Raw genomic sequence first — 24,039 nt, 5'->3', positions numbered from 1 at the left:
CCGAGAGGGTGCTCACGGCCGCTCACTGTAGCCCCACGATTCAGGGGGTCCCGTGCGGATGTGAGGTGACGTACGCCGCGGGGCTACGCCCCGGGCCGGCTCCGCGGAGGACTCCCGAGGGGTGTTGCGTCGGGTCAGGCGAGCTCGAGGAAGCTCTCGGCCACCAGCTCGCGGACCTTCTCCGCGTACGCCGCGCGGGTCTCGGCCGGGTCGGCCTCGAGGAGCTGCGCGAGGGCGTCGAGGATCTGGCCGACGGTCAGCTCACCGTCGCAGGCACCGACGAGCGCCGCCTCGACCGTGTCGGCCTTGCGGGCGCGTCGGAACCCGCGCTGCTGGCGGAGCACCACGGTGTGCGGGTCCTCGGCGCCGGGAGCGCCGACGGTCTCCTGCTGGACGTCCTCGCGAACCTGGAGCGTGGCGCCCATCAGCGCGTCGTCGTCGCGCAGGGTCGCGAGCGTGTCGACGGCCTCGCCCCACGCGGCGATGGCGGGCGCGATCGGCTGCTCCACGTCGTACGGCCACTCCTCGAGGCGGAGGGTGGGCTCACCGGCGGCGCCGGCCGGGCGCTTGCGGAGGTTGATCCAGCCGAAGCCGATCGCCTCGATGCCCTGCTCCTCGAACCACGCGAGCCAGGTGTCGTAGCGGTGCAGGTAGTCGGTCGCGGACTGCAGGCCGGCGTCCTTGAGCCACAGCTCGACGTAGCTGGCCGGGTCGAGCACCTCGCGCTGCACGATGAACGCGTCGCAGCTGCCGTCGAGCCAGGAGGCGAGCCGCTCGTCCCACGGCGTGTCCTCGCGGATGATCCAGTTGGCCAGCACCTGGCACCAGCCGCCGTCGTTGAGCAGCTCCGGCGCCTTGCGGACGATGTCCTCGACCACGCGGTCGCCGGGCAGGCCGGAGTCGCGGTAGACCAGCCGCTCCCCCGTCGCCGGCGAGATGACGAACGGCGGGTTCGTCGCGATCAGGTCGAAGGTCTCGCCCGCGACCGGCTCGAAGAAGGAGCCGTCGAGCACCTCGACGTTGGGCGTCTGGTTGAGCGCGGCGTTGAAGCCGGCGATCCACAGCGCGCGCTTGTTGACGTCGGTGGCGACGACCCGCTCCGCGTGGCCGGCGAGGTGGAGCGCCTGGACGCCACAGCCGGTGCCGAGGTCGAGCGCGGTGCCGACCTCGTGGCGCAGGGTCAGCTGGGCGAGGCTGGTCGATGCGCTGGAGATGCCGAGGACGTGGTTGGCACCGACCTTGTTGGGCGTGCCGTCGAGGCCGGGCGTCAGGTCGGAGACGACCCAGAAGTCGCGGTCGCTGTCCTCGTCGAGCTGGGCGCCGTAGGGGCGGACGTCGATGCGCGCGGCCACCTCGCTCAGGCTCCGCTCGAGGATGCCCTCGACGCAGAGCCGGTCGACGAGGCCGGGCAGCGCCTTCTCGGCATCCACCACCGGCACCGTGGCCTGCAGCAGGAAGAGCCGCGTCAGCGTCGCGAGCGGGCTGCCACCCGTCGTACGCCGCAGGCCGGGGGCGGTCTCGTTGCGCGACAGCGCGTTGTGGGCGATCGGGCCGAGCAGCTCGGCGACGCCGTCGTAGGTGTACGAGGCGTCCGCGAGTGCGGCGCGAAGGGCATCGGCGAGGGGCGCGCGGTCGGTCACGCGCCCCATCATCCCCGACGGCGCTCTGTGCTCCCGCTCGGCCGGCACCGTAACGCCCTGTTCGGTGCACTGGCGCCCTCGCAGACGAGGGCGTCAGTGGCCGCAACAGGGCGTTACAGCGATGACGGGCGGCGCGTACGACGGCGGCGCGTCAGTGGCGGACCACTCCGCGGCGCGAGTGCGGCGGCTCGTGCGCACCCGGCCGCTCGCTGCGCGGAGCCGACGGCTTCAGGGTCGCCGGGCTGTCGGGCACGTCGTACTTGTCGTGGAGGTGGGTCGAGCGCCGCTTGCTCGCCACGACGGCCGCCACGATGATCGCCAGCGCGACCCCGGAGATGAGGAGCGAGAGCGGACGGTTGGCGTCGCGGCCGAGGGTCATGCTCACGACGGCGCCGACGATCAGGAGGCTGACCAGGTTCATCACCTTGATCAGCGGGTTGATCGCGGGGCCGGCGGTGTCCTTGAACGGGTCACCGACGGTGTCACCGATGATCGTCGCCTCATGGGCCGCGGACCCCTTCCCCCCGTGGTGACCGTCCTCGATCAGCTTCTTGGCGTTGTCCCAGGCGCCACCCGCGTTGGCGAGGAAGACCGCCATCAGGGTGCCCGCTCCGATCGCGCCGGCGAGGAAGCCCGCGAGCGGTCCGACGCCCAGGCCGAAGCCCACGACGACGGGCGCCAGGACCGCGAGGACACCGGGCGTGACCAGCTCGCGCAGCGAGTCGCGGGTGACGATGTCGACGACGCGGCCGTACGCCGGGCGGCTGGTGCCGGCCATGATCCCCGGGTCCTCGGCGAACTGCTTGCGCACCTCCATGACGACCGCACCGGCCGCGCGCCCGACGGCGTTGATGGCCAGACCCGCGAAGAGGAAGACCACGCTGACGCCGATGAGGAGCCCGACCAGGACGTCGGGGCTGAAGACCGCGAACGTCGGTGCGGACTTCGCACCGCTCGCCTGGAGCTCGTCGATGACCGAGCCGATGTAGGAGCCGAAGAGAGCGCTGGCTGCGAGCACCGCGGTCGCGATCGCGATGCCCTTGGTGATCGCCTTCGTGGTGTTGCCGACCGCGTCGAGCTCGGTCAGCACCTGTGCGCCGGACTCGTGGACGTCGCCCGACATCTCCGCGATGCCCTGGGCGTTGTCGGAGACCGGGCCGAAGGTGTCCATCGCGACGATCACGCCGACGGTGGTGAGCAGTCCGCAGCCGGTGAGGGCCACGGCGAAGAGGGCCACCGACAGCGAGCCGGAGCCGAGGGCGAAGGCGCCGAAGACGGCTGCTCCGATCACCAGCGTCGTGTAGACCGCCGACTCGAAGCCGACACTCAGGCCGCTGAGGATCACGGTCGCCGCGCCGGTCACGGAGGTGCGGCCGACCCCCTTGACCGGCTCGTGCTCGGTGCCGGTGAAGTAGCCGGTGATCGCCAGGATCACCGCCGCGAGGACGATGCCGATGAGCACCGCGCTGGCGGCGACCAGGGCCGGGTCGATGCTGCCGGTCGTGGAGCCGGTGATCGCGTCGAGCTGCTTGGCGGCGCCGGCGGTGGTGCTGTTGAGGCCGCCGGTGAGCCCGCTGATCGAGCGCGGCAGGTAGGCAAAGGCGACGGCCGAGCAGGCGACAGCCGCGATGGCTGCGCTCAGGTAGAAGGCGCGGTTGATCGTGCGCAGGCCGTTCTCGCCCTCACGCGGGCGGCACAGGAAGATGCCGATCACGGCGGTCACCGCGCCGACAGCCGGCACGAGCAGCGGGAAGACCAGGCCCTGCAGGCCGAACGCCGCCGACCCGAGGATGAGCGCTGCGACCAGGGTGACGGCGTACGACTCGAAGAGGTCGGCGGCCATGCCGGCGCAGTCGCCGACGTTGTCACCGACGTTGTCGGCGATCGTCGCGGCGTTGCGCGGGTCGTCCTCGGGGATGCCCTGCTCGACCTTGCCGACGAGGTCGGCGCCGACGTCGGCGGCCTTGGTGAAGATGCCGCCGCCGACACGCATGAACATCGCGAGCAGCGCGGCTCCGAAGCCGAAGCCCTCGAGGACATGTGGCGCCTGGCCGCCGTACAGGAGCACGACGAGGCTGGCGCCGAGCAGGCCGAGGCCGACCGTGGCCATGCCGACGAAGGCGCCCGTGCGGAAGGCGATGTTCATCGCCGCACCGCGGCCCGCTCCCCCGGGCTCGTCGGCGGCGGAGGCGACCCGGACGTTGGCGCGCACCGCGAGCCACATGCCGAGGTAGCCGATCGTCGCCGAGAACGCCGCTCCCACGAGGAAGAACGCTGACCGCCCCAGACGTACGCCGAGGTCGTCGGCCGGCAGCGCGAGGAGCAGGAGGAAGGCGATCACCGCGAACCCGGCCAGTGTCTTGAGCTGCCGTCGCAGGTAGGCGTCAGCGCCCTCCTGCACCGCCTTCGCGATCTCCTGCATCATCGGGGTGCCCTCGTCGGCGGCCAGGACCTGCCGTCGGAAGACCGCCGCCATGATCAGGGCGACGAGCGCCACCGCTCCGACGCCCAGGACGAGCGTCAGGTCGGAACCGGTCAGTTCGATGTCTGCAGCAGCCATGCCACACCTCTGTCGTCCGGGAACCCCCGTGTGCCGTTTCAGAGTGGCACGGCTTCACCGACCCGTCGAGGGGTGGAGGTGACGAGCGCCTCAGGCGGCGGCGATCGCGCTGTCGAGGTCGTCGTGGATCGCGAAGACCTTCGCCAGGCCCGTGATGCGGAAGATCTTGAGCAGGCGCTCCTGCGTGCAGACCAGCTGGAGCGAGCCGCCGTGCGCGCGCACCTTCTTCAGGCCGCCGACGAGCACACCGAGACCAGTCGAGTCGAGGAACTCCACGCCCTCGAGGTCGACCACGATCCGGTAGGTGCCGCCACCGACGAGGTCGGTGATCCGGTCACGGAGCCGGGGCGCGGTGTAGACGTCGATCTCGCCCTTGACGGCGACGACCGACACACCGTCGAGGTCGCGGGCAGTGAGGTCGAGGTCCACGCCGGTATCAAACCACGCGGCTGTCGGTGGTCGCTGGGAAACTGGGTGGGTGACGTCGACGCAGCACGCATTGCCGGGGAGGCCGGGGGTCGACGTCGCCGCCCTCCTCGACCGGCTGGCGACGCCTCCGCGCGCCGACCGGCTCGCGCACGTCGAGGTGCTGCCACCGCGGGAGGGCGTGCGGGCGGAGTGGCCCGCGTGGGCGCACCCCGACGTCGTCGCGGGCTTCACCAGTCGCGGCGTCACCTCGCCGTGGAGCCACCAGGCCGCGGCGGCCTCCGCGGCGCACGCCGGCCGGCACGTCGTGCTCGCCACCGGCACCGCGTCGGGAAAGTCGCTCGCCTACCAGCTGCCCGCGCTCACGACGATCCTCAACAGCCGGGGGCCGCACGGCCAGCGCGGCGCGACCGCGCTCTACCTCGCGCCCACCAAGGCCCTCGCCCAGGACCAGCTCGCCTCGCTGCTCGAGCTCCGCACCGGCGTCTGGGCCACCACCCACGACGGCGACAGCTCCCGCGAGCAGCGCGACTGGGCACGCGACCGCGGCGAGCTCCTGCTCACCAACCCCGACATGCTCCACCACTCGCTCCTGCCCGGCCACGAGCGGTGGTCGCGCTTCCTCCGCGGCCTGGAGTTCGTCGTGATCGACGAGTGCCACCACTACCGCGGCGTCTTCGGCGCCCACGTCTCCCACGTCATCCGCCGGCTCCGCCGGATCTGCGCGATGTACGGCGCGTCCCCGACGTTCGTCCTCGCCAGCGCGACGGTCGCCGACCCGGAGGCGCTGGCCCTGCGCCTCACCGGGCTGCCGGCGCAGGCGGTGACCGACGACGGCTCGCCGCGCGGTCGGGTGGCGCTCGGGCTCTGGGAGCCGCCCTTCACCTCCTACGAGGGGGAGAACGGCGCGCCCGTGCGTCGTGCGGCGAGCTCGGAGTGCGCCGACCTGCTCACCGACCTGGTGGTCGAGGGCGTGCGGACGCTCGCCTTCATCCGCTCGCGGCGCGGCGCCGAGCAGGTCGCCCGCACGGCTGCCGACCACCTCGCCGAGGTCGACCCGTCGCTGCCGCAGCGGGTTGCGGCGTACCGCGGGGGCTACCTGCCGGAGGAGCGCCGCGAGATCGAGGCGGCGCTGCGCCGTGGCGACCTGCTCGGGCTTGCGGCGACCAACGCGCTGGAGCTCGGCATCGACGTGAGCGGGCTCGACGCCGTGCTGCTCGCGGGCTTCCCGGGCACGCGGGCGGCGCTGTGGCAGCAGGTCGGGCGCGCGGGCCGCAACGGCGGTGACGCCCTCGCCGTGCTGGTCGCGCGCGACGACCCGCTCGACACCTACCTCGTGCAGCACCCCGAGGCGCTGCTCGGCCGCCCCGTCGAGGCGAGCGTCTTCGACCCGTCGAACCCCTACGTGCTCGGCCCCCACCTCTGCGCCGCGGCGGAGGAGAAGCCGCTCACGCCGGCCGACCTGCCCCTCTTCGGGCCGACTGCTCGCGAGGCGGTGGACGCTCTGACCGGGGCCGGCATGCTGCGGCGGCGTCAGGCGGGCTGGTTCTGGACCGACCACCGGCGCGCCACCGACCTGGCCGACCTGCGCTCGGCCGGTGGCTCCCCGGTGCAGCTCGTCGAGGCCTCGAGCGGCCGGGTCGTCGGCACGGTCGACGCCGGCTCGGCCCACGGCACCGCCCACCCCGGCGCGGTCTACGTGCACCGCGGCGAGACCTGGCTGGTCGAGCAGCTCGACCTCGAGGGCCACGTCGCCTTCATGGAGCGCGCCGAGACCGACTACTCGACGTCGGCACGCGAGATCACCGACATCCGGATCCTCGGCGAGCGCGACCACGTGATGTGGGGTGGCTGCCGGCTCTCCTTCGGCTCGGTGGCGGTGTCGCACCAGGTCGTCTCCTACCTGCGGAGGCGCCAGCCCTCGGGCGAGGTGATCGGCGAGGAGCCGCTCGACCTGCCCGCGCGATCGCTCCACACCGGCTCGGTCTGGTGGACCGTGCCGCAGCACGTGTGGGAGGCCGCCGGCCTCGAGCCGGGCGACCTGCCCGGTGCCGCGCACGCCGCCGAGCACGCCGCGATCGGGCTCCTTCCTCTCTTCGCGACCTGCGACCGCTGGGACATCGGCGGCGTCTCGACCGCGCTCCACCCCGACACCGGCATGCTCACCGTCTTCGTGCACGACGGGCACCCCGGCGGCGCCGGCTTCGCGGAGCGGGGCTACGCCGTGGCCCGCGACTGGCTCACCGCGACGCGTGAGGCGATCGAGGGCTGCGCCTGCGCCGAGGGCTGCCCGAGCTGCGTGCAGTCGCCCAAGTGCGGCAACCAGAACAACCCGCTCGACAAGCACGCCGCGGTGCGCCTGCTCGACGCCCTCCTCGCCCGGGCGCTCTGAGGCGGTCGCGCGGCTGGTCCCGCGGATGGCCACCGTCGGGCTGGTCATGACCGCCCGGCCCTTGCTCGGGCCCGCACCTCGCCGACCACCGCGAGGCCGCCGGGCACGTCGACCGTGACCGAGACCAGGACGTCGTCGCCCTCCAGGTGGCAGTCGGCGAGGTCTCCCCCGTTGGCCCGCGCGACGTCGGCGGCCGCACCACACGCGTCGTCACCCTGCTCGGCCGCAGCCGCCCCGGAGAGCGCCGCAAGGTCGGCGGCCGCCTGCGCCTGACGGTGGGCCACGGCGGCGCCCAGCACGGCCGCCGCCGCAGCTGCGACGAGCAGCACGACTCCGATCAGCGAGAGCACGGCGACCGTCGCGGTGCCCCGCTCGTCGCGCCCGGACCCGGGGCGACGCCCGGTCACGGTGCCGGCTCCAGCCCCGCGACGCTGCCCTGCGCGGCCTCGCCCCCGCCTGCAGTGCCCTCCGTGAGTGCCTCGGCGGTCGCTTCGAGCCGCGCCCCCGCCAGGTGGCCGAGCAGGTCGCCCGGCGGCCGCACGGTGCGGACGACCCGCACCCTCACCCGCGATCCGCCAGCGTCGACCTGCACCTCCGCCCCGGGAGCGGCCGTGCGGGCGAGGGCCGTCGCCTCCGCGACCGGATCGCCGCGTGCCACCGCACGGGCCGCCTCACGAGCCGCGTCGGTCACCCGGACCTGCGCCACTGCCAGCCCCAGCATCCAGATCAGCGCGAGCGTCACCGCGGCGAGGACCGGCAGCACGAGCGCCGCCTCGGCGGTCACTGCTCCACACTCGTCGCGCCTGCGCACCATCAGCCGATGCCCAGCAGGCCGAGCACGTGGTCGAAGAGCATCCGCAGCAGCTGGTCGCCGAAGCCGCCCGTCACCAGCTGGTAGAGGACGCCTGCCAGGCCGGCGCCGGCCGCCGTGCCCACGGCGTACTCCGCGGTGGTGATGCCCTGCTCGTTGCGCGTCGCCTTCATCCGTAACTCCTCTCGTCGCGGGGCGGGACTCGCCCCGTCGGGTCCACGCTCGCCGTGTCACCGCGACCGCGCCGTGCCCGCGGCAGGTGTCGTGGAGAGCCCGCCCGCCATGGGTGCTGTGGAGGGAAAGCGGTCACCACTGCAGCGAGCCGAGGGCGGCCGCCACGACCGGCACGATGCCGAGCAGGAGGAACGACGGAAGGAGACAGAGCCCCAGCGGCACAGCCGCCCGGATGCCGACCGTGCGCGCCCGTTCCTCGACGCCGGCACGCTCCTCGGCCGCGAGGTGATCCGCGAGCCGCGCGACGGTGTCGACCACGCGGGCGCCGCTCTCGGAGGCCCGCGCGAACGCGCGGCCGAGCGGCTCCAGGCCCGGTGTGGCCGCCAGCTCCGCCCAGACCGCCTCGGTCGGCACCCCCACGCCGAGTGACGACCGGGCCCGGGCGAGCGGGGCGGACGCCGGGCCCGGCAGCGCCTCGGCCACCACACCGAGAGCCGTCGACACCGACTGCCCGCTCGCGAGCACGACGGCCAGCAGGCGGGTGACGTGCGGCAGCCCGCGGCGTACGGCCTCCCGCTCCCGACGTACGCCGGGCGGCTCCGCGCGGGTGCAGAGGGTCCAGACACCGAGGCTCACCGCCGCCGCGAGCGCCACGCCGACCCGGCCGTCGACGAGGGTGAGGCCGCCCGAGCCCGCGACGAGGGCGAGCAGGAGGCGGAACCTCCGGAGCACTCCACCGTCCGCGCTGCGAGGGTCGTCGACGACAGAAGGCGCCACCAGCCGGGCGAGGCGGCGGCCCGCGGGCACAGGCACGGCCAGGGCGGCCGCGGCGGCGGCTGCGAGCGCAGCGATCACCATCCAGCCGGTCATGCCGGTCATGCCGGACTCTCCGGCTGCCAGGCCGCCTCGCGCTCGAGCGAGGCGGCGATGCCCTCGATCCAGGCGACACCACCGAGGGCAAGGGCGACGCCGGCTGCGGCACAGGCCAGCCCCGCCGGCGTGCCGAGCAGGAAGCCGACCGGGTCGCCCGCGCCCGAGCCCACGGCCAGCGTGAGCAGGGGCAGCGCGGCCATCAGGCGGGCGGTCGCCCGCGCGGAGGCGAGCTCGGAGGCGACCAGCCGCCGCGTGCGCTGCTGCTCGCGGATGCCCGCCGCCACCCCGGCGAGCGTGTCGGCGAGGCCGGCTCCGGTGCGCTCGGCGACCTGCCAGGCGGCGGCCACGACCTGGAGGTCGGTCGCCCCGGGAGAAGCCGCGAGCACCCGCCACGCAGCCGGCACCGAGGCACCCAAGCGGTGCGCCGTCGCGGGTGCCGCGAGCTCGGGCCAGCGGCGTGCCGCCCGCTCGAGCGCGACACCCGGAGCAGCCCCGGCGGCGAGGTCGCCCGCCAGCTCCTCACACAGCTCGAGCACCGCAGCTGCAGCAGCGGCGCGGACCCGGCGGGCGCTCGCCCGCCGCCGGATCCACCAGACCCCGGCCATCACGAGAAGCCCGATCCCCGCCGGCGCGGCGACCCCTCCGGCCGAGGTCAGCAGCGCACCCGCACCCGGCCAGAGCCGCAGGCGGGCACCCGCCAGCCACACGCCCGCGAGCACGGCAAGCACCCCAAGCCGAGCCAGGCGGGCCCCCGGAGCTGCCTGCCCTGCCGCGACGCGGAGCACTGAGCTGCGCGCCGGCCACGCCAGCGCCACCGCGCAGGCGGCAGCGCCCGCGGCGAGCAGCGCGGCGCCCGGGGCGGCGCTCACGAGAGCCGCCCCAGCAGCCGGTCGGCAGCCGGCCCCTCGACCGCGCCACCGTCGGGCGCGAAGCCGACGGCCGTCTCCATCCGGACCAGGCCCGACGCCTCCCGCACCGGCACCGCGATCTCGACCAGCCGCCGCACCGGGTGGCGCGACAGGTGCAGCACCGCCCCGATCGCCGAGGCGAGCTGGCTGTGGGTGGCCTCGCGGCCGAGGCCGGCGGCGAGGGCGAGTGCCTCGACGCGCGCGGGCACGTCGGCCGCGGAGTTGGCGTGGAGCGTGCCGCAGCCGCCGTCGTGCCCGGTGTTGAGGGCTGCGAGCAGGTCGACCACCTCTCCGCCGCGGACCTCGCCCACGACCAGGCGATCGGGCCGCATGCGCAGTGCCTGGCGCACCAGCGACCTGAGCGGCACCTCGCCGACGCCCTCGAGGTTGGCGGGGCGCGCCTCGAGCGCGACGACGTGCGGATGGGCCGGCTGGAGCTCGGCGGCGTCCTCGACGACGACCAGCCGCTCGGCCGGGTCGACGGCCGCGAGCATCGCACCGAGCAAGGTGGTCTTGCCCGTGCCCGTGCCCCCGCTCACGAGGAACGCGACCCGGGCCGCGAGCAGGCGGCGGACCAGTCGGAGGCCGTGGGCCGACAGGGCGCCGCGGGAAGCGAGGTCGTCGAGCGAGAGCCCGAGCCGGTGCGGCACCCGGAGCGAGACGACCGTGCCGGGGCGGGCCACCGGCGCCAGGACCGCATGGCACCGCACGCCGTCGGGCAGCCGGACGTCGACGGTCGGCGAGGCGTCGTCGAGCCGCCGCCCACCCGCTGCCGCGAGCCGCTGGGCGAAGCGCCGCACCCCCGCCTCGTCGACGAAGCCGGCGGACAGGAACCCGACGGCCGGACCGGCCGGCTCGAGGCCGGAGCCGCGGTCGAGCCAGACCTCCCGTGGACCGTTGACCAGGATGTCGGTGAGCCCGGGGAGCCGCAGCAGTGGCTCGAGCGGGCCGAGCCCGACCGAGGCTGCGCGGAGCGCGTCGTGGACGGCGAGGACGGTCGCGTCGCCGACCGGTCGGCCCGCGGCGCGCAGGGCCTCGGCCACGGCGTGCGGGGTGACTGCGGCGCCCGTCCGCGACAGACGGGCGCGGACCTCGTCGACCAGCTCGTCAGCGACCACCTCAGCCCTCCACGCACCAGGCGAGCGCCTCCCGCGCGGTGCGGGCGAGGACGCTGCGCGGGCTCCAGACCGGGCCACGACCGAGGTCGACCGCCTCCGCCAGGCCGCGCTGGTCGGCCATCGACGCCACCACCGGAGCGCCCACGACCTGGGCCACAGCTCTCGCCTCGCCGCGGCCGCGCAGGACGACGCCGACGCGCGGCGCCCCCTCGAGGGCCGCGACCACGCGCGCCGCAGCGGCGAGCCCGGGCAACGAGGGGCGCGCGACGACGAGCACCGCGTCGGACCGGCCCGCCACCTCGGTCGACAGCGCACCTGCCCGGGCCAGGTCCGCGACCACGACGTCGTGGCCCCGGCGGGCGGCCGAGAGCGCCTCACGGACGGCGAAGGCCTGCGGCGCAGCGCGCGCTCCGGCGGCCCAGGTCAGCACGCCGAGCCCGCCCCTGCGCGGCAGCGCGTCACGCAGCGACTGCGAGCCCAGACGGCCGGTGGTCTGCTCGAGCGCACCCCAGCGGGCACCGTCAAGCCGGTCGAAGCCGAGCACCCGGTCGACCCCCGGCCCGAGCGGATCGACGTCGAGCAGGCACGCCGGCCCGCTCGCGCCCGCGACCAGACCGAGGGCGCAGGCGAGGGTCGTCGCACCTGCGCCCCCGGAGCCTCCGAGGACCGCGACCGTGGTCGCCGTCGTACGCCGGCCGTCGGTCGCGTCGGAGAGCAGGTCGAGGAGCCAGTCGCCCGACGCGGGCAGCTCGACGACCTGCGACGCCCCGAGCGCGACGGCATGGCGGAAGGCAGCGTCGGGAACCCCGTCGCGGCCCACCACGTGCACGCCCGTACGCCGGGGCGGAGCCAGCGCCGCGACCCCGCCGGCGAGGTCGACGCCGACGAGCACGAGCGAGGCGGCGCGCCACGAGCGCATCGCCTGGCCGGGGTCGACGGCCACCTCGGGCACGACTCCGGCAGCGGCGGCGAGCCGGAGGATCTCCTCGGTCAACGGCTCGTCGCGGGTCACGATCAGCGGCATCTCCATGGCCCGAACCCTCGCCGCCACGGGCGGGGCCGGCGACCACGCGGCGTACGGCTGGGGAGGCGCGGCGCGCCCGGGCGGCTGTGGACGAAGAGCGGGCTGGTTGCGACGAGTTGGAGCAGCGGCCACCGGGCCCACGTCCGACCGCCGGAGAGCAAATCTCGCCAAAGGCCCGGCGTTCACACCTAGACTCGGTGACATGTCCGCAACGGGGCGCCGCCAGGCCGCCTTCTTCGACCTCGACAAGACGATCATCGCCAAGTCGAGCGCACTCGCGTTCAACCGCAAGTTCCAGGCGGGAGGCCTGATCTCGCGGCGCGTGATGCTGCGGGGCGCCTACGCGCAGTTCATGTACCTCGTCGGCGGCGCGGACCACGACCAGATGGAGAAGCTCCGGGCGTTCATGTCCGAGCTCGTGAAGGGCTGGCCGGTCGCCACGGTCCAGGACATCGTCCGCGACACGCTCCACAACATCGTCGACCCGATGGTCTACGACGAGGCGGTCTCGCTGATCGAGGAGCACCACGCCGCCGGCCGTGACGTCATCATCGTCTCCACCTCGGGCGCGGAGCTGGTCGAGCCGATCGGCACGATGCTCGGTGCCGACCACGTGGTCGCGACCCGGCTCAAGGTCGAGGACGGCAAGTACACCGGCGACATCGAGTACTACGCCTACGGCCCCCACAAGGCCTCCGCGGTCCGCCAGCTCGCCGAGGAGCGCGGCTACGACCTCACCCAGTGCTACGCCTACAGCGACTCGATCACCGACGCCCCGATGCTCGGCGCCGTCGGCCACGGCTACGCGGTCAACCCCGACAAGGAGCTCCGCAAGCTCGCCATCAAGGAGGGTTGGCCGGTGCTCGTCTTCAGCAAGCCCGTCGCCCTCCAGCGCCGGATGAACCTTCCCCCGGCCAAGCCCACGCTCGCCGCACTCGCGGTCGGCGGCGCGGTCGCCCTGGGCGGCGCGATCGTCGTCAACCACCGCCGCAACCGCACCGTCTGACCCCTTGGTACGCCGGGTCCCCGGCCACCCCGGAAGCGCCCTCCGCCCCGCCTGGCGGGGGTGAACCATGCGCCTCCCCGGGCCAAAGGTCAAGCCTTGAAGTGGCCGGGTTTGCGGCGCACCATGGGACTCAGCAAGACAACTCCAGACAGCACGTGAGCCGGGTACCCACGCGGCGACTCACCCTTCTTAACAGGGAGCTGAGCAAGCGGCCGACGTGCCGGGCCAGCAGTTGAAAAAGCACGCTTGGTAACCCATTACGCATCACGTGTCAGCGGCGGCACCGGGGCTCTTCGAAGACCGGTGCCGCTCGCATGTCCGGGGCAGTCCCGAGCGGGCTACTTCGCCTTCACGGGCGAGGCCTCGGCGCCCTTGGCGTACGCCTCGGCGGCGTAGAGCAGCCAGGAGTGGACGCCGGAGACCCCAGCGGCGTTGGCGTAGGCGCGCAGGTTCGACTCGTACTCCGCGCGGAAGAAGCGGTGGCCCTCCTCGGGCACCAGCAGCGACTTCTCGTCGACGCCGCGCGCGACGAGGACCAGGCGCTCGGCAGCGCGCGCGACGATCCCGTTGTGCGAGGCGAACGGCGTGGAGGTCGCGAGGTCGGCGTGGACGATCGCGGCGACGAGCATCGCGGGCGCGGTGGTCGGCGCGAGCAGCCGCGCTGCCAGCGTCTGCAGCGAGGCGGCGGACTCGGCAGAGCGCGGCCGGCCCAGGTCCTCCGACGCCACGGAGCCGAGGCCCGCGAGCGCGTGGAGCCGGGCGAACGCCTGCAGCGGCGAGCGCTTCAGGACCGGCACCAGCGAGAGCACCTCGGTCGACACGCGGACGGCCGCCGCGGCGATCTCGTCACCCGTGCCGGCGCGCACCTCGTCCATCGACGACGCCGAGCCCTCGAGCACGGCCGACGCCCAGGCTCCCCGCAGCAGCGACTCGGCGGTGAGCTCGGGAGAGGTCTTGCGGAGGCCGCGGTCACGCAGCAGCGCGTCGACACCGTCGCGGCTCGAGGCGAAGGCGGAGGGCACGCCCTCCAGGCTGGCGAGCGATGCGAGTGGGTCCACGGTCACGAGGCGAAATGCTCTCACGTCGCAGTCCTTGGCGACCCACGCGCTCTAGTAGCCTCGACGAGGTGAGCCCGACGACGTACCCCGAAGCAGCCGTGACCTGGCTGGTCGGTCAGGACCAGAAGTCCGTCCTCGAGATCGGTGCCGGCGACGGCGCCCTCACGGAGCAGCTGGTGGCTCTGGGCCACGACGTCCACGCGACCGACGCGAGCGCGGAGGCGGCCGAGCGGCTCGCCGCCCGCTTCCCCGACCTGCGCACCTCGGCGGCCACCGCCGAGCGCCTGCCCAACATCGACGCCTCCGTCGACGTCGTCGTCTGCCGCAATTTCCACACGTACGACGAGGAGGCGGCGCTCGCGGAGTTCTCGCGCGTCCTGCGTCCCGGCGGCCACGTGGCGGTCGTGGTGGAGGCGCTCGACACGAAGATCCCGTGGGTGCGGAAGTTCGCCCGACTCCTCGGCGAGGAGGCGATCGAGCCGACGACGCCGGAGTCGATCGTGCAGTCCACGAAGTTCGGCTTCGTCGACGCCGACGCGTTCCGCCACTGGTCGACGGTCGACCGCGACGCCCTCTGCGCGGTCGCGCTCCTCGACCCGCGCGTCGCGACGATGGACCCCGCCGCGCAGGAGCGCCTGCTCGACGCCGTACGCGCGCTGTACGACGACTACGGCCGTGGCCCCGACGGCATGCAGCTCCCCCAGATCGCGCACTGCTTCCGGGCCGGTGTGATCGAGCACCCGTGGTCGGTGCCGCCCCGCGAGGGCGCCGAGACCGCGACCGAGGGCGCGGAGCCCGAGGCGGACGATGACGACGGGCTCCTCATCGACTTCCGCTGATCGCAGCGGGCCCAGGGGGTTGCACGATGTTGCGATCCCCGAGGCTGTGGCGCCCGTCACCTCCGCGTGCCTAACCTCGGCACAGGAGGTCACATCGCGTGAGCGCATTCGACGCCATCCGGCCGGGCACGAACCTGTCCCAGCTTGCCCGCGAGCTCGTGCGCGTCCACGACACCGTGATCAGCGGCGGACGACCGGCTGCGCGACCGCGTGCCGTGGTCGCCCGCTCGTGGAACCGCGTCCTCAGCGCGGGGCTGGACCCCGCGCACCTCAACCAGCGTGACCCGCTGCCGCGGCAGGAGGTGCTGCGGCGGCGCAGCGAGTCGCCGTTGCGGCTGGTCATCGACGACCTCTTCCAGGTCGTGGCCGGCATCGCCGACTCCTCCCACTGCCTGATGGTGGTCACCGACGCCGACGGTGTCGTGCTGTGGCGCTCCGGCTCGGCCGGGGTCCAGCTCCAGGCCGACACCCTCGGCTTCGCCGAGGGGGCCGAGTGGACCGAGGGCCATGTCGGCACCAACGCCATCGGCACCGCGCTCGCCGAGGCGGCGCCGGTGCAGCTCTTCTCGGCCGAGCACTTCGAGCAGGCCCAGCACCCCTGGTACTGCACGGCCGCCCCGATCCACGACCCGCGCACGGGCGACCTGCTCGGCGTGCTCGACCTCAGTGGGCCGGCGCTCACGCTGCACCCGGCCATCGGCGCCCTCGTGCAGGCGGCCGTCCGGCTCGCCGAGTCGCAGCTGTGGCGTCACCACGAGGACCGCCTGGCGGCACTGAGGCGCGCGGCGGAGCACGTGCTGGCGACGGTCACCGGCCCGGTCCTGCTGGTCGACGACCACGGCTGGGTGGCGCACCGCGCGGGGGTGGCGGCGGCCGACCGGATCGCCGCCCCACGACCCGACGTCAGCATCGCCGTGCCCGGGGTGGGGCTCTGCCTGCCCGAGCGGTTCCGCGACGGCTGGCTGATCCGTCCGGCGAGTGGCCTCCGGACGCTCCACGGACACCTCGAGACGGGGGCCGACGCGGTGCTGACCCTGCGTGCGGGCGACGACGTCTGGCGGCTGCCCCTCACCCAGCGGCACGCCCACATCCTCCAGCTGCTCCACGCGGCCGGCCCGACGGGCCTCTCCGCAGCCCAGCTCAGCGGTGCCCTGTACGGCGACCGCGAGCACCTCGTGACGGTGCGCGCCGAGATCTCCCGGATGCGCCGCCAGCTCGGCGGGGTCGTCGCCACGCGGCCGTACCGGATCGCCGACGACGCCGTCCTCACGGTGGGCGACGTCCGGGCCTGATGCAACGCGGCGCAACGCTGTCGGCCACCGACGCCGCTGGTGTGTGCTCCATCACATCACCACTGTGAAGGAGGACCCCCATGACACAGACACTGGAGCCCGCGACCGGGACCCTGCCCCCGGAGGCGGTGACCCCGGCTGATCCGCAGGCGCGCGCCGAGCGCTGGCTCGCGGCGTTCGAGGGCGCGCTCGTCTCCCGCGACATCGCGGCCGCGGCGGGCCTCTTCGCCGCCACGAGCTACTGGCGCGACCTCGTTGCGTTCAGCTGGAACCTCACCACCGTCGAGAACCGCGACGGCGTCACCCGCCTCCTCGAGAGCACCCTGGGCCACACCGCCCCGGAGCGGTTCGCGACCAGCGAGCCGGCCACCGAGGCGGACGGCGTGGTCACCGCGTGGTTCACCTTCGAGACCGCCGTCGGCCGCGGCCGGGGCCTGCTCCGCCTCCGCGCCGACGACGGAGAGGACAAGGCCTGGACCTTCCTCACCACCCTCTACGAGCTCAAGGGCCACGAGGAGCCCCTGCGCGAACGCCGCCCGGCCGGTGCCGAGCACGGTGCCCGCAAGGACCGGGTCACCTGGCTCGAGAAGCGGCAGGCCGAGGAGGCCGCGCTGGGCACCACGACGCAGCCGTTCGTCCTCGTCATCGGCGGCGGCCAGGGTGGCATCGCCCTCGGCGCGCGCCTGCGGCAGCTCGACGTACCGGCCCTGGTGATCGACCGCTACGAGCGGCCCGGCGACCAGTGGCGCAGCCGCTACAAGTCCCTCTGCCTGCACGACCCGGTCTGGTACGACCACCTGCCGTACCTCAAGTTCCCCGAGAACTGGCCGGTCTTCGCACCCAAGGACAAGGTCGCCGACTGGCTCGAGTCCTACACGAAGGTCATGGAGGTCCCCTACTGGTCCTCGACCACCGCGACCCGGGCGTCGTACGACGAGGCCGCCGGCGAGTGGGTCGTCGAGATCGAGCGCGGCGGTGAGCGGATGATGCTGCGGCCGAAGCACCTCGTCCTCGCGACGGGCATGAGCGGCAAGCCCAACGTGCCGGTCTTCCCCGGCCAGGAGGTCTTCCGCGGCGAGCAGCACCACTCCTCGCAGCACCCCGGCCCCGACGCGTACGCCGGCAAGAAGGTCGTCGTGATCGGCTCCAACAACTCCGCGTTCGACATCTGCGGAGCGCTGTGGGAGCACGGCGCGGGCGTGACGATGGTCCAGCGCTCCAGCACGCACATCGTCAAGAGCGACACCCTCATGGACATCGGCCTGGGTGACCTCTACTCCGAGCGGGCCCTCGCGACGGGGATGACGACGGAGAAGGCAGACCTGGTCTTCGCCTCGCTGCCGTACCGGATCATGCACGAGTTCCAGATCCCGCTCTACGAGCAGATGAAGGAGCGCGACAAGGAGTTCTACGACCGGATGGAGAGGGCCGGCTTCGACCTCGACTGGGGCGACGACGGCTCGGGGCTCTTCATGAAGTACCTCCGCCGTGGCTCCGGCTACTACATCGACGTGGGCGCTGCCGAGCTGGTCGCGGACGGCGAGGTGAAGCTGGCGCACGGCAACGTGGACCACCTCACCGAGACGAGCGTGGTGCTGGAGGACGGCACCGAGCTCGAGGCGGACCTCGTCGTCTACGCCACCGGCTACGGCTCGATGAACGGCTGGGCCGCCGACCTGATCAGCCCCGAGGTCGCGGACCGGATCGGCAAGGTCTGGGGCCTCGGCTCCGACACCACCAAGGACCCCGGTCCCTGGGAGGGCGAGCAGCGCAACATGTGGAAGCCCACCCAGGTGGAGAATCTCTGGTTCCACGGCGGCAACCTGCACCAGTCACGCCACTACTCGCTCTACCTGGCGCTGCAGCTCAAGGCCCGCGCGGTCGGCATCGACACCCCGGTCTTCGACCTGGCACCGGTGCACCACGTGAAGTGAACCGGTGGGGCCCTCCTGCGTTCCGTGTGCGCGGGGCGGCCCCGCCGCTGCCACTCGTCGCGGTCGGGTCGGGCCGGCCGTCGCCGCACCCGATTGCAACCACGTCGCAACGTGACCGGTGCCACACTGACGGGATGGAGACCGGCATGCGCGCAGAAGTCGCGGCTTCCTGGCACCGCTCGGCGGCCGCGGGGGTGCCCGCCGAGTCCGAGGCTGCGCCGATCACGCTCGGCGATGCGGACCTCCGCGCCGCGCGGGCGGCGCATCCGCTGGCCCAGGTCTTCCCGCTCCTCGACGACGTCCTCGGCCAGGCCGCGCGCGACTGCGACGCGGTCATGGCCGTCGCCGACGAGGCGGGCCACCTGCTCTGGGTCTGCGGCTCGGGCACGGCCCTCCGCCGTGCCGAGTCGATCGGCTTCGTCGCCGGCAGCAACTGGGACGAGCGGGTCGCCGGCACCAACGCGCCCGGCCTCGCCCTCGCCACCGGCGCTCCCGCGACCGTCAACCGCTCCGAGCACTTCCGCCAGTCGGTCCGGAGCTGGAGCTGCGCCGCCGCCCCCATCCACGACCCCGGTACGTCGCAGCTGCTCGGCGTCCTCGACGTCACCGGTGGCGACCAGATCGTGGTGCCGCAGACGATGGCCCTGATCCGCGCCGCGGTGCGGCTGGCCGAGACCGAGCTGGCGCGCGACCGTCTCGTCGTACGCCCTCCGGAGCAGCGGACCATCCACCCGTCCCTGCGGATCGAGGCGCTGGGCCGCAGCGACGCCCTGGTCACCCTCGACGACGCCCGCGGCCACACGGCGCGCTTCCGGCTCTCGCCGCGGCACAGCGAGATGCTCCTGCTGCTGGCCAGTGCGCCCCAGGGGCTCTCCGGCGACGAGCTCGCCGTCCTGCTCTACGAGGACGACGGTGGCTCCTCGACCCTGCGCGCGGAGATGAACCGCCTGCGCCACCTGCTCGACGAGAGCTTCCTCGCCTCGCGTCCCTACCGCATCACCGCAGCCTCCGCCGGCGACTGGCTGGCGGTCGAGGCCCGCCTCGCGTCCGGCGACGTCGCCGCGGCGCTGCGGCTGTTCCGTGGGCCGCTGCTGCCGCGCTCGACGGCGCCCGGCGTCGTACGGATGAGGGAGTCGCTGACGCACCAGCTGCGCGCGGCGGTCCTCGCCTCGGGCCAGGCCGACCTCGTGTCGTCGTGGACGCGCTCGGCATGGGGTGCCGACGACTACGAGGCGTGGGCGCGCCAGCGCGACCTGCTCGCGCCCGGCTCGCCGCTCCGTGCGCTCGCCCAAGGGCAGCTCGCCCGGCTCGACCACGAGCTCGGGCTCTGAGCGACCGCTCGGCGCACGGCAGGCACCACTCGCCGCCGGCTCCGTGACGGTCGCCACACGCAGCCCTACGCTGGCGGCGTGCGGTGGCGGCGTTCGAGGCGGTCCCGGCTCGGCGGCGAGGCCGACCGGGCGACCTTCCGCACCCTGCACACCGCCGGCCTCGCGGCGCCCGCCCTGCGCGAGGGCCTCACCACGGCCAGCGCCACCCGGGCGGCCCGGCACCTGCGCGCCCTCCTCGGCGTCCCTGCCCTGGCGCTGACCGACGACCGCGCCGTCCTCGCCTGGGACGGCTCCGACGACCACCACCGCGAGCACGCCGCACGCCTGGCGCAGCAGGCGGTCGCCAGCGGCCGCACCACCGTCGCCGGACCGGGCGACCTCGACTGCCGCCGCACCGGGTGCGCGGTGCGCCACGCGATCGTCGCGCCGATCGTCGTCGACGACCGGATCGTCGGCACCCTGCAGGCGTACGCCGACCACTCCTCCGGCGCGCTCGTCCGGGCCACCGACGAGGTCACCCGCTGGATGGCCGGGCAGCTCGAGCTGGCCGAGCTGAGTGGCAGCCGCACCCGTCTGGCCGAGGCGGAGCTCCGCGCACTGCGGGCCCAGATCAGCCCGCACTTCGTCTACAACTCGCTGACCACGATCGCCAGCTTCGTGCGCACCGACCCCGACCGGGCGCGCGACCTGCTGCTCGACTTCGCCGACTTCACGCGCTACTCGTTCCGCCGCCACGGCGACTACACGACGCTCGCCGACGAGCTGAAGTCCGTCGAGCGCTACCTGCTGCTCGAGCAGGCGCGCTTCGGCGACCGGCTCCAGGTCACCCTCCGGATCGCGCCGGAGGTGCTCCCCGTCGTCGTGCCCTACCTCTGCATCCAGCCGCTCGTGGAGAACGCCGTGAAGCACGGCCTGGCCCGCTCCGACGGCGTCGGCCGGATCAGCATCGTGGCCCACGACGCCGGCCAGTCCTGCGTCCTCGAGGTCGAGGACAACGGTGCCGGCGAGGACCCCGACCGCGTACGCCGCGCGCTCGCCGGCGACACCGACCAGGACTCCGTCGGTCTGGGCAACGTCGACCAGCGGCTGCGTACGACGTTCGGCGACGACCACGGGCTCGTCGTCGAGACCGCCCCCGGCGCCGGCACGAAGGTGACCGTGCGGGTGCCCAAGTTCGCCCCGGGAGTGAGCGCCGGATGAGCCTCGACCAGCACGCGAGGCCCGACCAGCGGGGCAGACAGCTCGCCGTCCTCGTCGTCGACGACGAACGGCCCGCGCTCGACGAGCTCAGCTGGCTGCTCGAGCGCGACCCGCGGATCGGCTCGGTCCGCAGCGCGGGCTCCGCCGCCGAGGCGCTGCGGGTGCTCCAGGACGGCGGCGTCGACGCGGTCTTCCTCGACATCCACATGCCGGGGCTCAGCGGCCTCGACCTCGCGCAGGTCCTCTCGAACTTCAAGGAGCCGCCGCGGGTCGTCTTCGTGACCGCCCACGACGAGCACGCGGTCGAGGCGTTCGACCTGCGCGCGGTCGACTACGTCCTGAAGCCGGTGCGCGCCGAGCGGCTGGCCGAGGCCGTACGCCGGCTGCTCGAGGCGGCGCCCGCCCCGCAACAGGCCGACGACCAGATCCCGGTCGAGCGTGGCGGTGTCACCCGCTTCATCCGCCGCGCCGACGTGCGCTACGTCGAGGCCCAGGGCGACTACGCCCGTCTCCACACCGCCGCCGACAGCCACCTCGTCCGCACCCCGCTCACCACGCTGGCCGAGGAGTGGGCAGGCGCAGGCTTCCTCCGCATCCACCGCTCGCTGCTGGTCAACCTCGCGCACGTCCGCGAGGTCCGCATGGACGAGGGCCGCTGCACCGTGATCGTGGGCTCCGCCGAGTCAGCCACCCCGCTCCAGGTCAGCCGCCGCCACACGCGCGAGCTGCGTGAGGTGCTGACCCGCCGCACACCCCGGGCCACCCCATGAGCGACGGCCCGCAGCCGCCTCCGCAACGCGTGCGCGTGACCGGCCCGGCGCGCAGCGCCACCCGGCGTACGCCGCTGCCGCGGGTGGGCGAGATCGACGCCGCGACGCCGGTCGGCGAGATCTACCTGGCGTCGCTCCTGCGCGAGCAGCAGCGGCTCGCGGTGGTCGTGCTCGGCACCCTCTTCCTCGTGCTCGGTGCGGTGCCGCTCGTCTTCCACCTGTGGCCCTCGCTCGCGGCGCACCGCCTGGCGGGCATCCCGGTGGCCTGGTGGGCGCTCGGCGTCCTGGCCTACCCGTTCCTCTTCACGCTCGGCGCCTTCTACGTACGCCGGGCGGAGCGCAACGAGCGTGACTTCGCCGCGCTCGTCGACGCCGGCGGCGAGGACGCATGAACGCTGCAGCCGGCATCGTCGCGGTCGTCCTCGTGTCGGTCGCGACGCTGGCGATCGGCACCTGGGGGCTGCGGTTCTCGCGCACGACGAGCGACTTCTACGTCGCCTCGCGCACCGTCCGTCCGGGCCTCAACGCGAGCGCGATCGGCGGCGAGTACCTCTCCGCGGCCTCCTTCCTCGGCGTCGCGGGGCTGGTCCTCGTCTACGGCGCGGACATGCTCTGGTACCCCGTCGGCTGGACCGCCGGCTACCTCGTCCTGCTGGTCCTGGTGGCTGCTCCCCTGCGTCGCTCCGGCGCCTACACGCTGCCCGACTTCGCCGAGGCCCGCACCGGCTCGCGGCGGGTCCGCGGGCTCTGCTCGCTGATGGTCGTCGCGATCGGCTGGCTCTACCTGCTGCCGCAGTTCCAGGGCGCCGGGGTGACGCTCGCGGCGACCACTGGCGCACCGCTGTGGGCCGGCCCGGTGGTGGTCGCGGCCGTCGTCCTGGTCAACGTCGGCTCGGGTGGCATGCGCTCGATCACCTTCGTGCAGGCCTTCCAGTACTGGCTCAAGCTGACCGCCCTCCTGCTCCCGGCCGCCGTGCTCCTCGTCGTGTGGATGCAGGACGGCCACCCCTCCGCGACGCCCGCAGAGCAGTCCGCGTGGGACCTCCCGATCGCCGGCGACGGCGCCATCGGGCTCTACACGACCTGGTCGCTGATCATCGCCACCTTCCTCGGCACGATGGGGTTGCCCCACGTCGTCGTCCGCTTCTACACGAACCCCGACGGCCGCGCCGCCCGGCGTACGACGCTCTTCGTGCTGGCGCTGCTCGGCCTCTTCTACCTGCTGCCACCCGTCTATGCCGCCCTCGGCCGGGTGTACGCCGGCGGGCTGGCCGACAGCGGCCACGGCGACACGCTCGTGCTGGAGCTGCCCGGCCTGATGCTCTCCGGCGTGGGCGCGGACCTGCTGACCGGGCTGGTGACCGCGGGGGCCTTCGCCGCCTTCCTCTCGACGAGCTCCGGCCTGTCGATCGCCGTCGCCGGCGTGCTCAGCCAGGACGTCACCGGCCGCTTCGTGCGGGGCTCCGGGTCACCGGTGACGGCGTTCCGGCTCGGGGTCGCGCTGGCGGTCCTGGTGCCTGCGGTGGCCGCCGTGGGGGCGCCCGAGGTGCCGGTGGCGAAGGTCGTGGGGCTGGCGTTCGCGGTCGCGGCCTCGACGTTCGCGCCGCTGCTCCTGCTCGGGATCTGGTGGCGCGGGCTCACGGCTGCGGGAGCGGTGGCGGGCCTCGTGGTCGGCGGCCTGGGCTCCGCGGTCAGCACGGCCTGGACGCTCGCCGAGCGCCACCCGACCGGCTGGGTCGACGCGCTGCTGGCGGAGCCGGCGGCGTGGAGCGTGCCGCTCGCCTGCCTCGTGATGGTCGGGGTCTCGCGGGCCACGCGCGACACGGTGCCACCGCACGTGCGGCGCTTCCTGGTCCGGCTGCACACGCCCGAGGCCGTCGAGCTCGACCGCGGCTGACCGTTCATCGCGCGCGGCCTGCCGTTCGGCGCAACGCCCTCGCCGCCGGGCGCAGCATCTGCACGGTCCCCTCCCGACGGAGCCCCCTGCGGAGCAACGTGATCACCATCACACCGCTCGCCCGAAGGGAACCCCCGATGACCACGACCCTCCCCCAGCAGACCACGCACCGCGTCGCCGTACCCGCGCCGGCGCCGTCCGGCATCAGCCTCGCCGACCCCGGTCCGCTCGGGCTCGCGGCGTTCGCCCTCACGACGTTCGTGTTGAGCTTCGTCAACACCGGCCTCTTCAAGGCCGAGCCCGTCGTCTTCGGCCTGGCGCTCGCCTACGGCGGCGGCGCGCAGATCCTCGCCGGCATGTGGGAGTTCGCGAAGGGCAACACCTTCGGCGCGACCGCCTTCACGTCGTACGGCGCCTTCTGGGTCTCGTTCTGGTACCTCACCGGCCACACCACGCTCGCCGGCATCCCGGCCGCCGACGTCGAGAAGGGCATCGGCCTCTACCTGCTCGGCTGGACCATCTTCACCGCGCTGATGCTGGTCGCCTCGCTCCGCACGACCAAGGTGCTGACCACGGTCTTCGTGCTGCTGACGACCACGTTCGCCCTCCTCGCGGCGGGCGCCCTCGGCAGCAGCGACGCCCTCCACCACCTCGGTGGCTGGTTCGGCCTCGCCACCGCCGGCGTCGCCTGGTACGCCGCCCTGGCCGGCGTCGCCGCCTCCACCTTCGGCCGTCCGGTGCTCCCCACCGGCGCCCGCGGCTGAGGTCGCCGGCCGGCACCGAGAG

General features: G+C 74.2%; 22 protein-coding genes. 11 read left to right on the top strand and 11 right to left on the bottom strand.

Annotation, left to right across the window (positions count from 1 at the left end; translation table 11 throughout):
* Positions 1-134: 134 nt before the first annotated feature.
* From IEX47_RS11685 to IEX47_RS11675, 3 genes are all read right to left on the bottom strand, one after another.
* Complete coding sequence (locus IEX47_RS11685) at positions 135-1,640, bottom strand: DUF7059 domain-containing protein (RefSeq protein WP_373289217.1); 1,506 nt, start codon at positions 1,638-1,640, stop codon at positions 135-137.
* A gap of 151 nt (positions 1,641-1,791) precedes the next feature.
* Positions 1,792-4,200: a sodium-translocating pyrophosphatase gene (locus IEX47_RS11680; RefSeq protein ID WP_188784180.1), complete on the bottom strand. Its 2,409-nt coding sequence runs from the start codon at positions 4,198-4,200 to the stop codon at positions 1,792-1,794.
* A 90-nt stretch (positions 4,201-4,290) separates the two neighbouring features.
* Positions 4,291-4,629 (bottom strand): STAS domain-containing protein, encoded by a 339-nt coding sequence (locus IEX47_RS11675; RefSeq protein ID WP_188784179.1) that lies wholly within the window; start codon positions 4,627-4,629, stop codon positions 4,291-4,293.
* A 49-nt stretch (positions 4,630-4,678) separates the two neighbouring features.
* On the opposite strand from IEX47_RS11675, the gene sftH reads away from it, so the two are divergent.
* Entirely contained in the window at positions 4,679-7,018 is a 2,340-nt protein-coding gene (sftH, locus tag IEX47_RS11670; RefSeq protein WP_229662829.1) for a DEAD/DEAH box helicase, read from the top strand.
* A 44-nt stretch (positions 7,019-7,062) separates the two neighbouring features.
* Here the strand turns inward: sftH and IEX47_RS11665 are convergent, their stop codons facing one another.
* The 7 genes from IEX47_RS11665 to ssd all read right to left on the bottom strand — a co-directional run bounded on the left by IEX47_RS11665 (position 7,063) and on the right by ssd (position 11,932).
* On the bottom strand, positions 7,063-7,425 hold the full coding sequence (locus IEX47_RS11665; RefSeq protein WP_188784178.1) for an Rv3654c family TadE-like protein: 363 nt from the start codon (positions 7,423-7,425) through the stop codon (positions 7,063-7,065).
* Positions 7,422-7,802, bottom strand: coding sequence for a TadE family type IV pilus minor pilin (locus IEX47_RS11660; RefSeq protein WP_229662828.1), 381 nt, complete (start codon positions 7,800-7,802; stop codon positions 7,422-7,424). The genes IEX47_RS11665 and IEX47_RS11660 overlap by 4 nt, the downstream gene beginning before the upstream one ends.
* A 29-nt stretch (positions 7,803-7,831) precedes the next feature.
* Complete coding sequence (locus IEX47_RS11655) at positions 7,832-8,002, bottom strand: DUF4244 domain-containing protein (RefSeq protein ID WP_188784176.1); 171 nt, start codon at positions 8,000-8,002, stop codon at positions 7,832-7,834.
* A 133-nt stretch (positions 8,003-8,135) separates the two neighbouring features.
* On the bottom strand, positions 8,136-8,882 hold the full coding sequence (locus IEX47_RS11650) for a type II secretion system F family protein (protein ID WP_188784175.1): 747 nt from the start codon (positions 8,880-8,882) through the stop codon (positions 8,136-8,138).
* Positions 8,879-9,745, bottom strand: coding sequence for a type II secretion system F family protein (locus IEX47_RS11645; RefSeq protein ID WP_188784174.1), 867 nt, complete (start codon positions 9,743-9,745; stop codon positions 8,879-8,881). Before IEX47_RS11645 ends, IEX47_RS11650 begins: the two co-directional genes overlap by 4 nt.
* Entirely contained in the window at positions 9,742-10,902 is a 1,161-nt protein-coding gene (locus IEX47_RS11640; protein ID WP_188784173.1) for a TadA family conjugal transfer-associated ATPase, read from the bottom strand. Before IEX47_RS11640 ends, IEX47_RS11645 begins: the two co-directional genes overlap by 4 nt.
* 1 nt (position 10,903) lies before the next feature.
* Positions 10,904-11,932, bottom strand: a complete 1,029-nt coding sequence (ssd, locus tag IEX47_RS11635) for a septum site-determining protein Ssd (protein WP_188784172.1) — start codon at positions 11,930-11,932, stop codon at positions 10,904-10,906.
* A 196-nt stretch (positions 11,933-12,128) separates the two neighbouring features.
* On the opposite strand from ssd, the gene IEX47_RS11630 reads away from it, so the two are divergent.
* Positions 12,129-12,932, top strand: a complete 804-nt coding sequence (locus IEX47_RS11630; RefSeq protein ID WP_188784171.1) for an HAD family hydrolase — start codon at positions 12,129-12,131, stop codon at positions 12,930-12,932.
* Positions 12,933-13,270: 338 nt separating this feature from the next.
* Here the strand turns inward: IEX47_RS11630 and IEX47_RS11625 are convergent, their stop codons facing one another.
* The gene (locus IEX47_RS11625) at positions 13,271-13,990 is read right to left on the bottom strand and encodes a Fic family protein (protein ID WP_229662827.1); all 720 of its coding nucleotides are present in this window, start codon (positions 13,988-13,990) and stop codon (positions 13,271-13,273) included.
* Positions 13,991-14,058: 68 nt separating this feature from the next.
* Here IEX47_RS11625 and IEX47_RS11620 point away from each other — a divergent pair, with 68 nt between their 5' ends.
* The 9 genes from IEX47_RS11620 to IEX47_RS11580 all read left to right on the top strand — a co-directional run bounded on the left by IEX47_RS11620 (position 14,059) and on the right by IEX47_RS11580 (position 24,017).
* Positions 14,059-14,829 carry a class I SAM-dependent methyltransferase gene (locus IEX47_RS11620; protein ID WP_188784170.1) on the top strand — a complete coding sequence of 257 codons (771 nt, stop codon included), beginning with the start codon at positions 14,059-14,061 and terminating at the stop codon, positions 14,827-14,829.
* Positions 14,830-14,927: 98 nt separating this feature from the next.
* Positions 14,928-16,121, top strand: a complete 1,194-nt coding sequence (locus IEX47_RS11615) for a GAF domain-containing protein (RefSeq protein ID WP_188784169.1) — start codon at positions 14,928-14,930, stop codon at positions 16,119-16,121.
* Positions 16,122-16,201: 80 nt separating this feature from the next.
* On the top strand, positions 16,202-18,055 hold the full coding sequence (locus IEX47_RS11610) for a flavin-containing monooxygenase (protein WP_188784168.1): 1,854 nt from the start codon (positions 16,202-16,204) through the stop codon (positions 18,053-18,055).
* A gap of 146 nt (positions 18,056-18,201) precedes the next feature.
* Positions 18,202-19,386, top strand: coding sequence for a GAF domain-containing protein (locus IEX47_RS11605; RefSeq protein WP_229662826.1), 1,185 nt, complete (start codon positions 18,202-18,204; stop codon positions 19,384-19,386).
* Positions 19,387-19,464: 78 nt separating this feature from the next.
* Positions 19,465-20,586, top strand: a complete 1,122-nt coding sequence (locus IEX47_RS11600; RefSeq protein ID WP_188784166.1) for a sensor histidine kinase — start codon at positions 19,465-19,467, stop codon at positions 20,584-20,586.
* On the top strand, positions 20,583-21,356 hold the full coding sequence (locus IEX47_RS11595) for a LytR/AlgR family response regulator transcription factor (protein WP_188784165.1): 774 nt from the start codon (positions 20,583-20,585) through the stop codon (positions 21,354-21,356). Before IEX47_RS11600 ends, IEX47_RS11595 begins: the two co-directional genes overlap by 4 nt.
* 35 nt (positions 21,357-21,391) lie before the next feature.
* Positions 21,392-21,748 (top strand): DUF485 domain-containing protein, encoded by a 357-nt coding sequence (locus IEX47_RS11590; protein ID WP_229662825.1) that lies wholly within the window; start codon positions 21,392-21,394, stop codon positions 21,746-21,748.
* Positions 21,745-23,253 carry a sodium/solute symporter gene (locus IEX47_RS11585; RefSeq protein ID WP_188784163.1) on the top strand — a complete coding sequence of 503 codons (1,509 nt, stop codon included), beginning with the start codon at positions 21,745-21,747 and terminating at the stop codon, positions 23,251-23,253. The genes IEX47_RS11590 and IEX47_RS11585 overlap by 4 nt, the downstream gene beginning before the upstream one ends.
* Before the next feature lie 137 nt (positions 23,254-23,390).
* On the top strand, positions 23,391-24,017 hold the full coding sequence (locus IEX47_RS11580) for an acetate uptake transporter (protein WP_188784162.1): 627 nt from the start codon (positions 23,391-23,393) through the stop codon (positions 24,015-24,017).
* The last annotated feature ends 22 nt before the right edge of the window (positions 24,018-24,039 follow it).

The sequence above is a fragment of the Nocardioides phosphati genome (assembly GCF_014646375.1).
In the GTDB taxonomy this organism is placed as follows: domain Bacteria; phylum Actinomycetota; class Actinomycetes; order Propionibacteriales; family Nocardioidaceae; genus Nocardioides; species Nocardioides phosphati.
Note: the sequence above shows the minus strand (reverse complement) of the source record. Positions and strands in the feature narration are given on the sequence as shown.

Bases quoted from the DNA above. Each gene is read 5' to 3' on its own strand.
- ssd (WP_188784172.1), bottom strand. From the start codon at position 11,932: ATGGAGATGCCGCTGATCGTGACCCGCGACGAGCCGTTGACCGAGGAG.
- IEX47_RS11595 (WP_188784165.1), top strand. From the start codon at position 20,583: ATGAGCCTCGACCAGCACGCGAGGCCCGACCAGCGGGGCAGACAGCTC.
- IEX47_RS11585 (WP_188784163.1), top strand. From the start codon at position 21,745: ATGAACGCTGCAGCCGGCATCGTCGCGGTCGTCCTCGTGTCGGTCGCG.
- IEX47_RS11610 (WP_188784168.1), top strand. From the start codon at position 16,202: ATGACACAGACACTGGAGCCCGCGACCGGGACCCTGCCCCCGGAGGCG.
- IEX47_RS11655 (WP_188784176.1), bottom strand. From the start codon at position 8,002: ATGAAGGCGACGCGCAACGAGCAGGGCATCACCACCGCGGAGTACGCC.
- IEX47_RS11650 (WP_188784175.1), bottom strand. From the start codon at position 8,882: ATGACCGGCATGACCGGCTGGATGGTGATCGCTGCGCTCGCAGCCGCC.
- IEX47_RS11580 (WP_188784162.1), top strand. From the start codon at position 23,391: ATGACCACGACCCTCCCCCAGCAGACCACGCACCGCGTCGCCGTACCC.
- IEX47_RS11605 (WP_229662826.1), top strand. From the start codon at position 18,202: ATGCGCGCAGAAGTCGCGGCTTCCTGGCACCGCTCGGCGGCCGCGGGG.
- IEX47_RS11630 (WP_188784171.1), top strand. From the start codon at position 12,129: ATGTCCGCAACGGGGCGCCGCCAGGCCGCCTTCTTCGACCTCGACAAG.
- IEX47_RS11680 (WP_188784180.1), bottom strand. From the start codon at position 4,200: ATGGCTGCTGCAGACATCGAACTGACCGGTTCCGACCTGACGCTCGTC.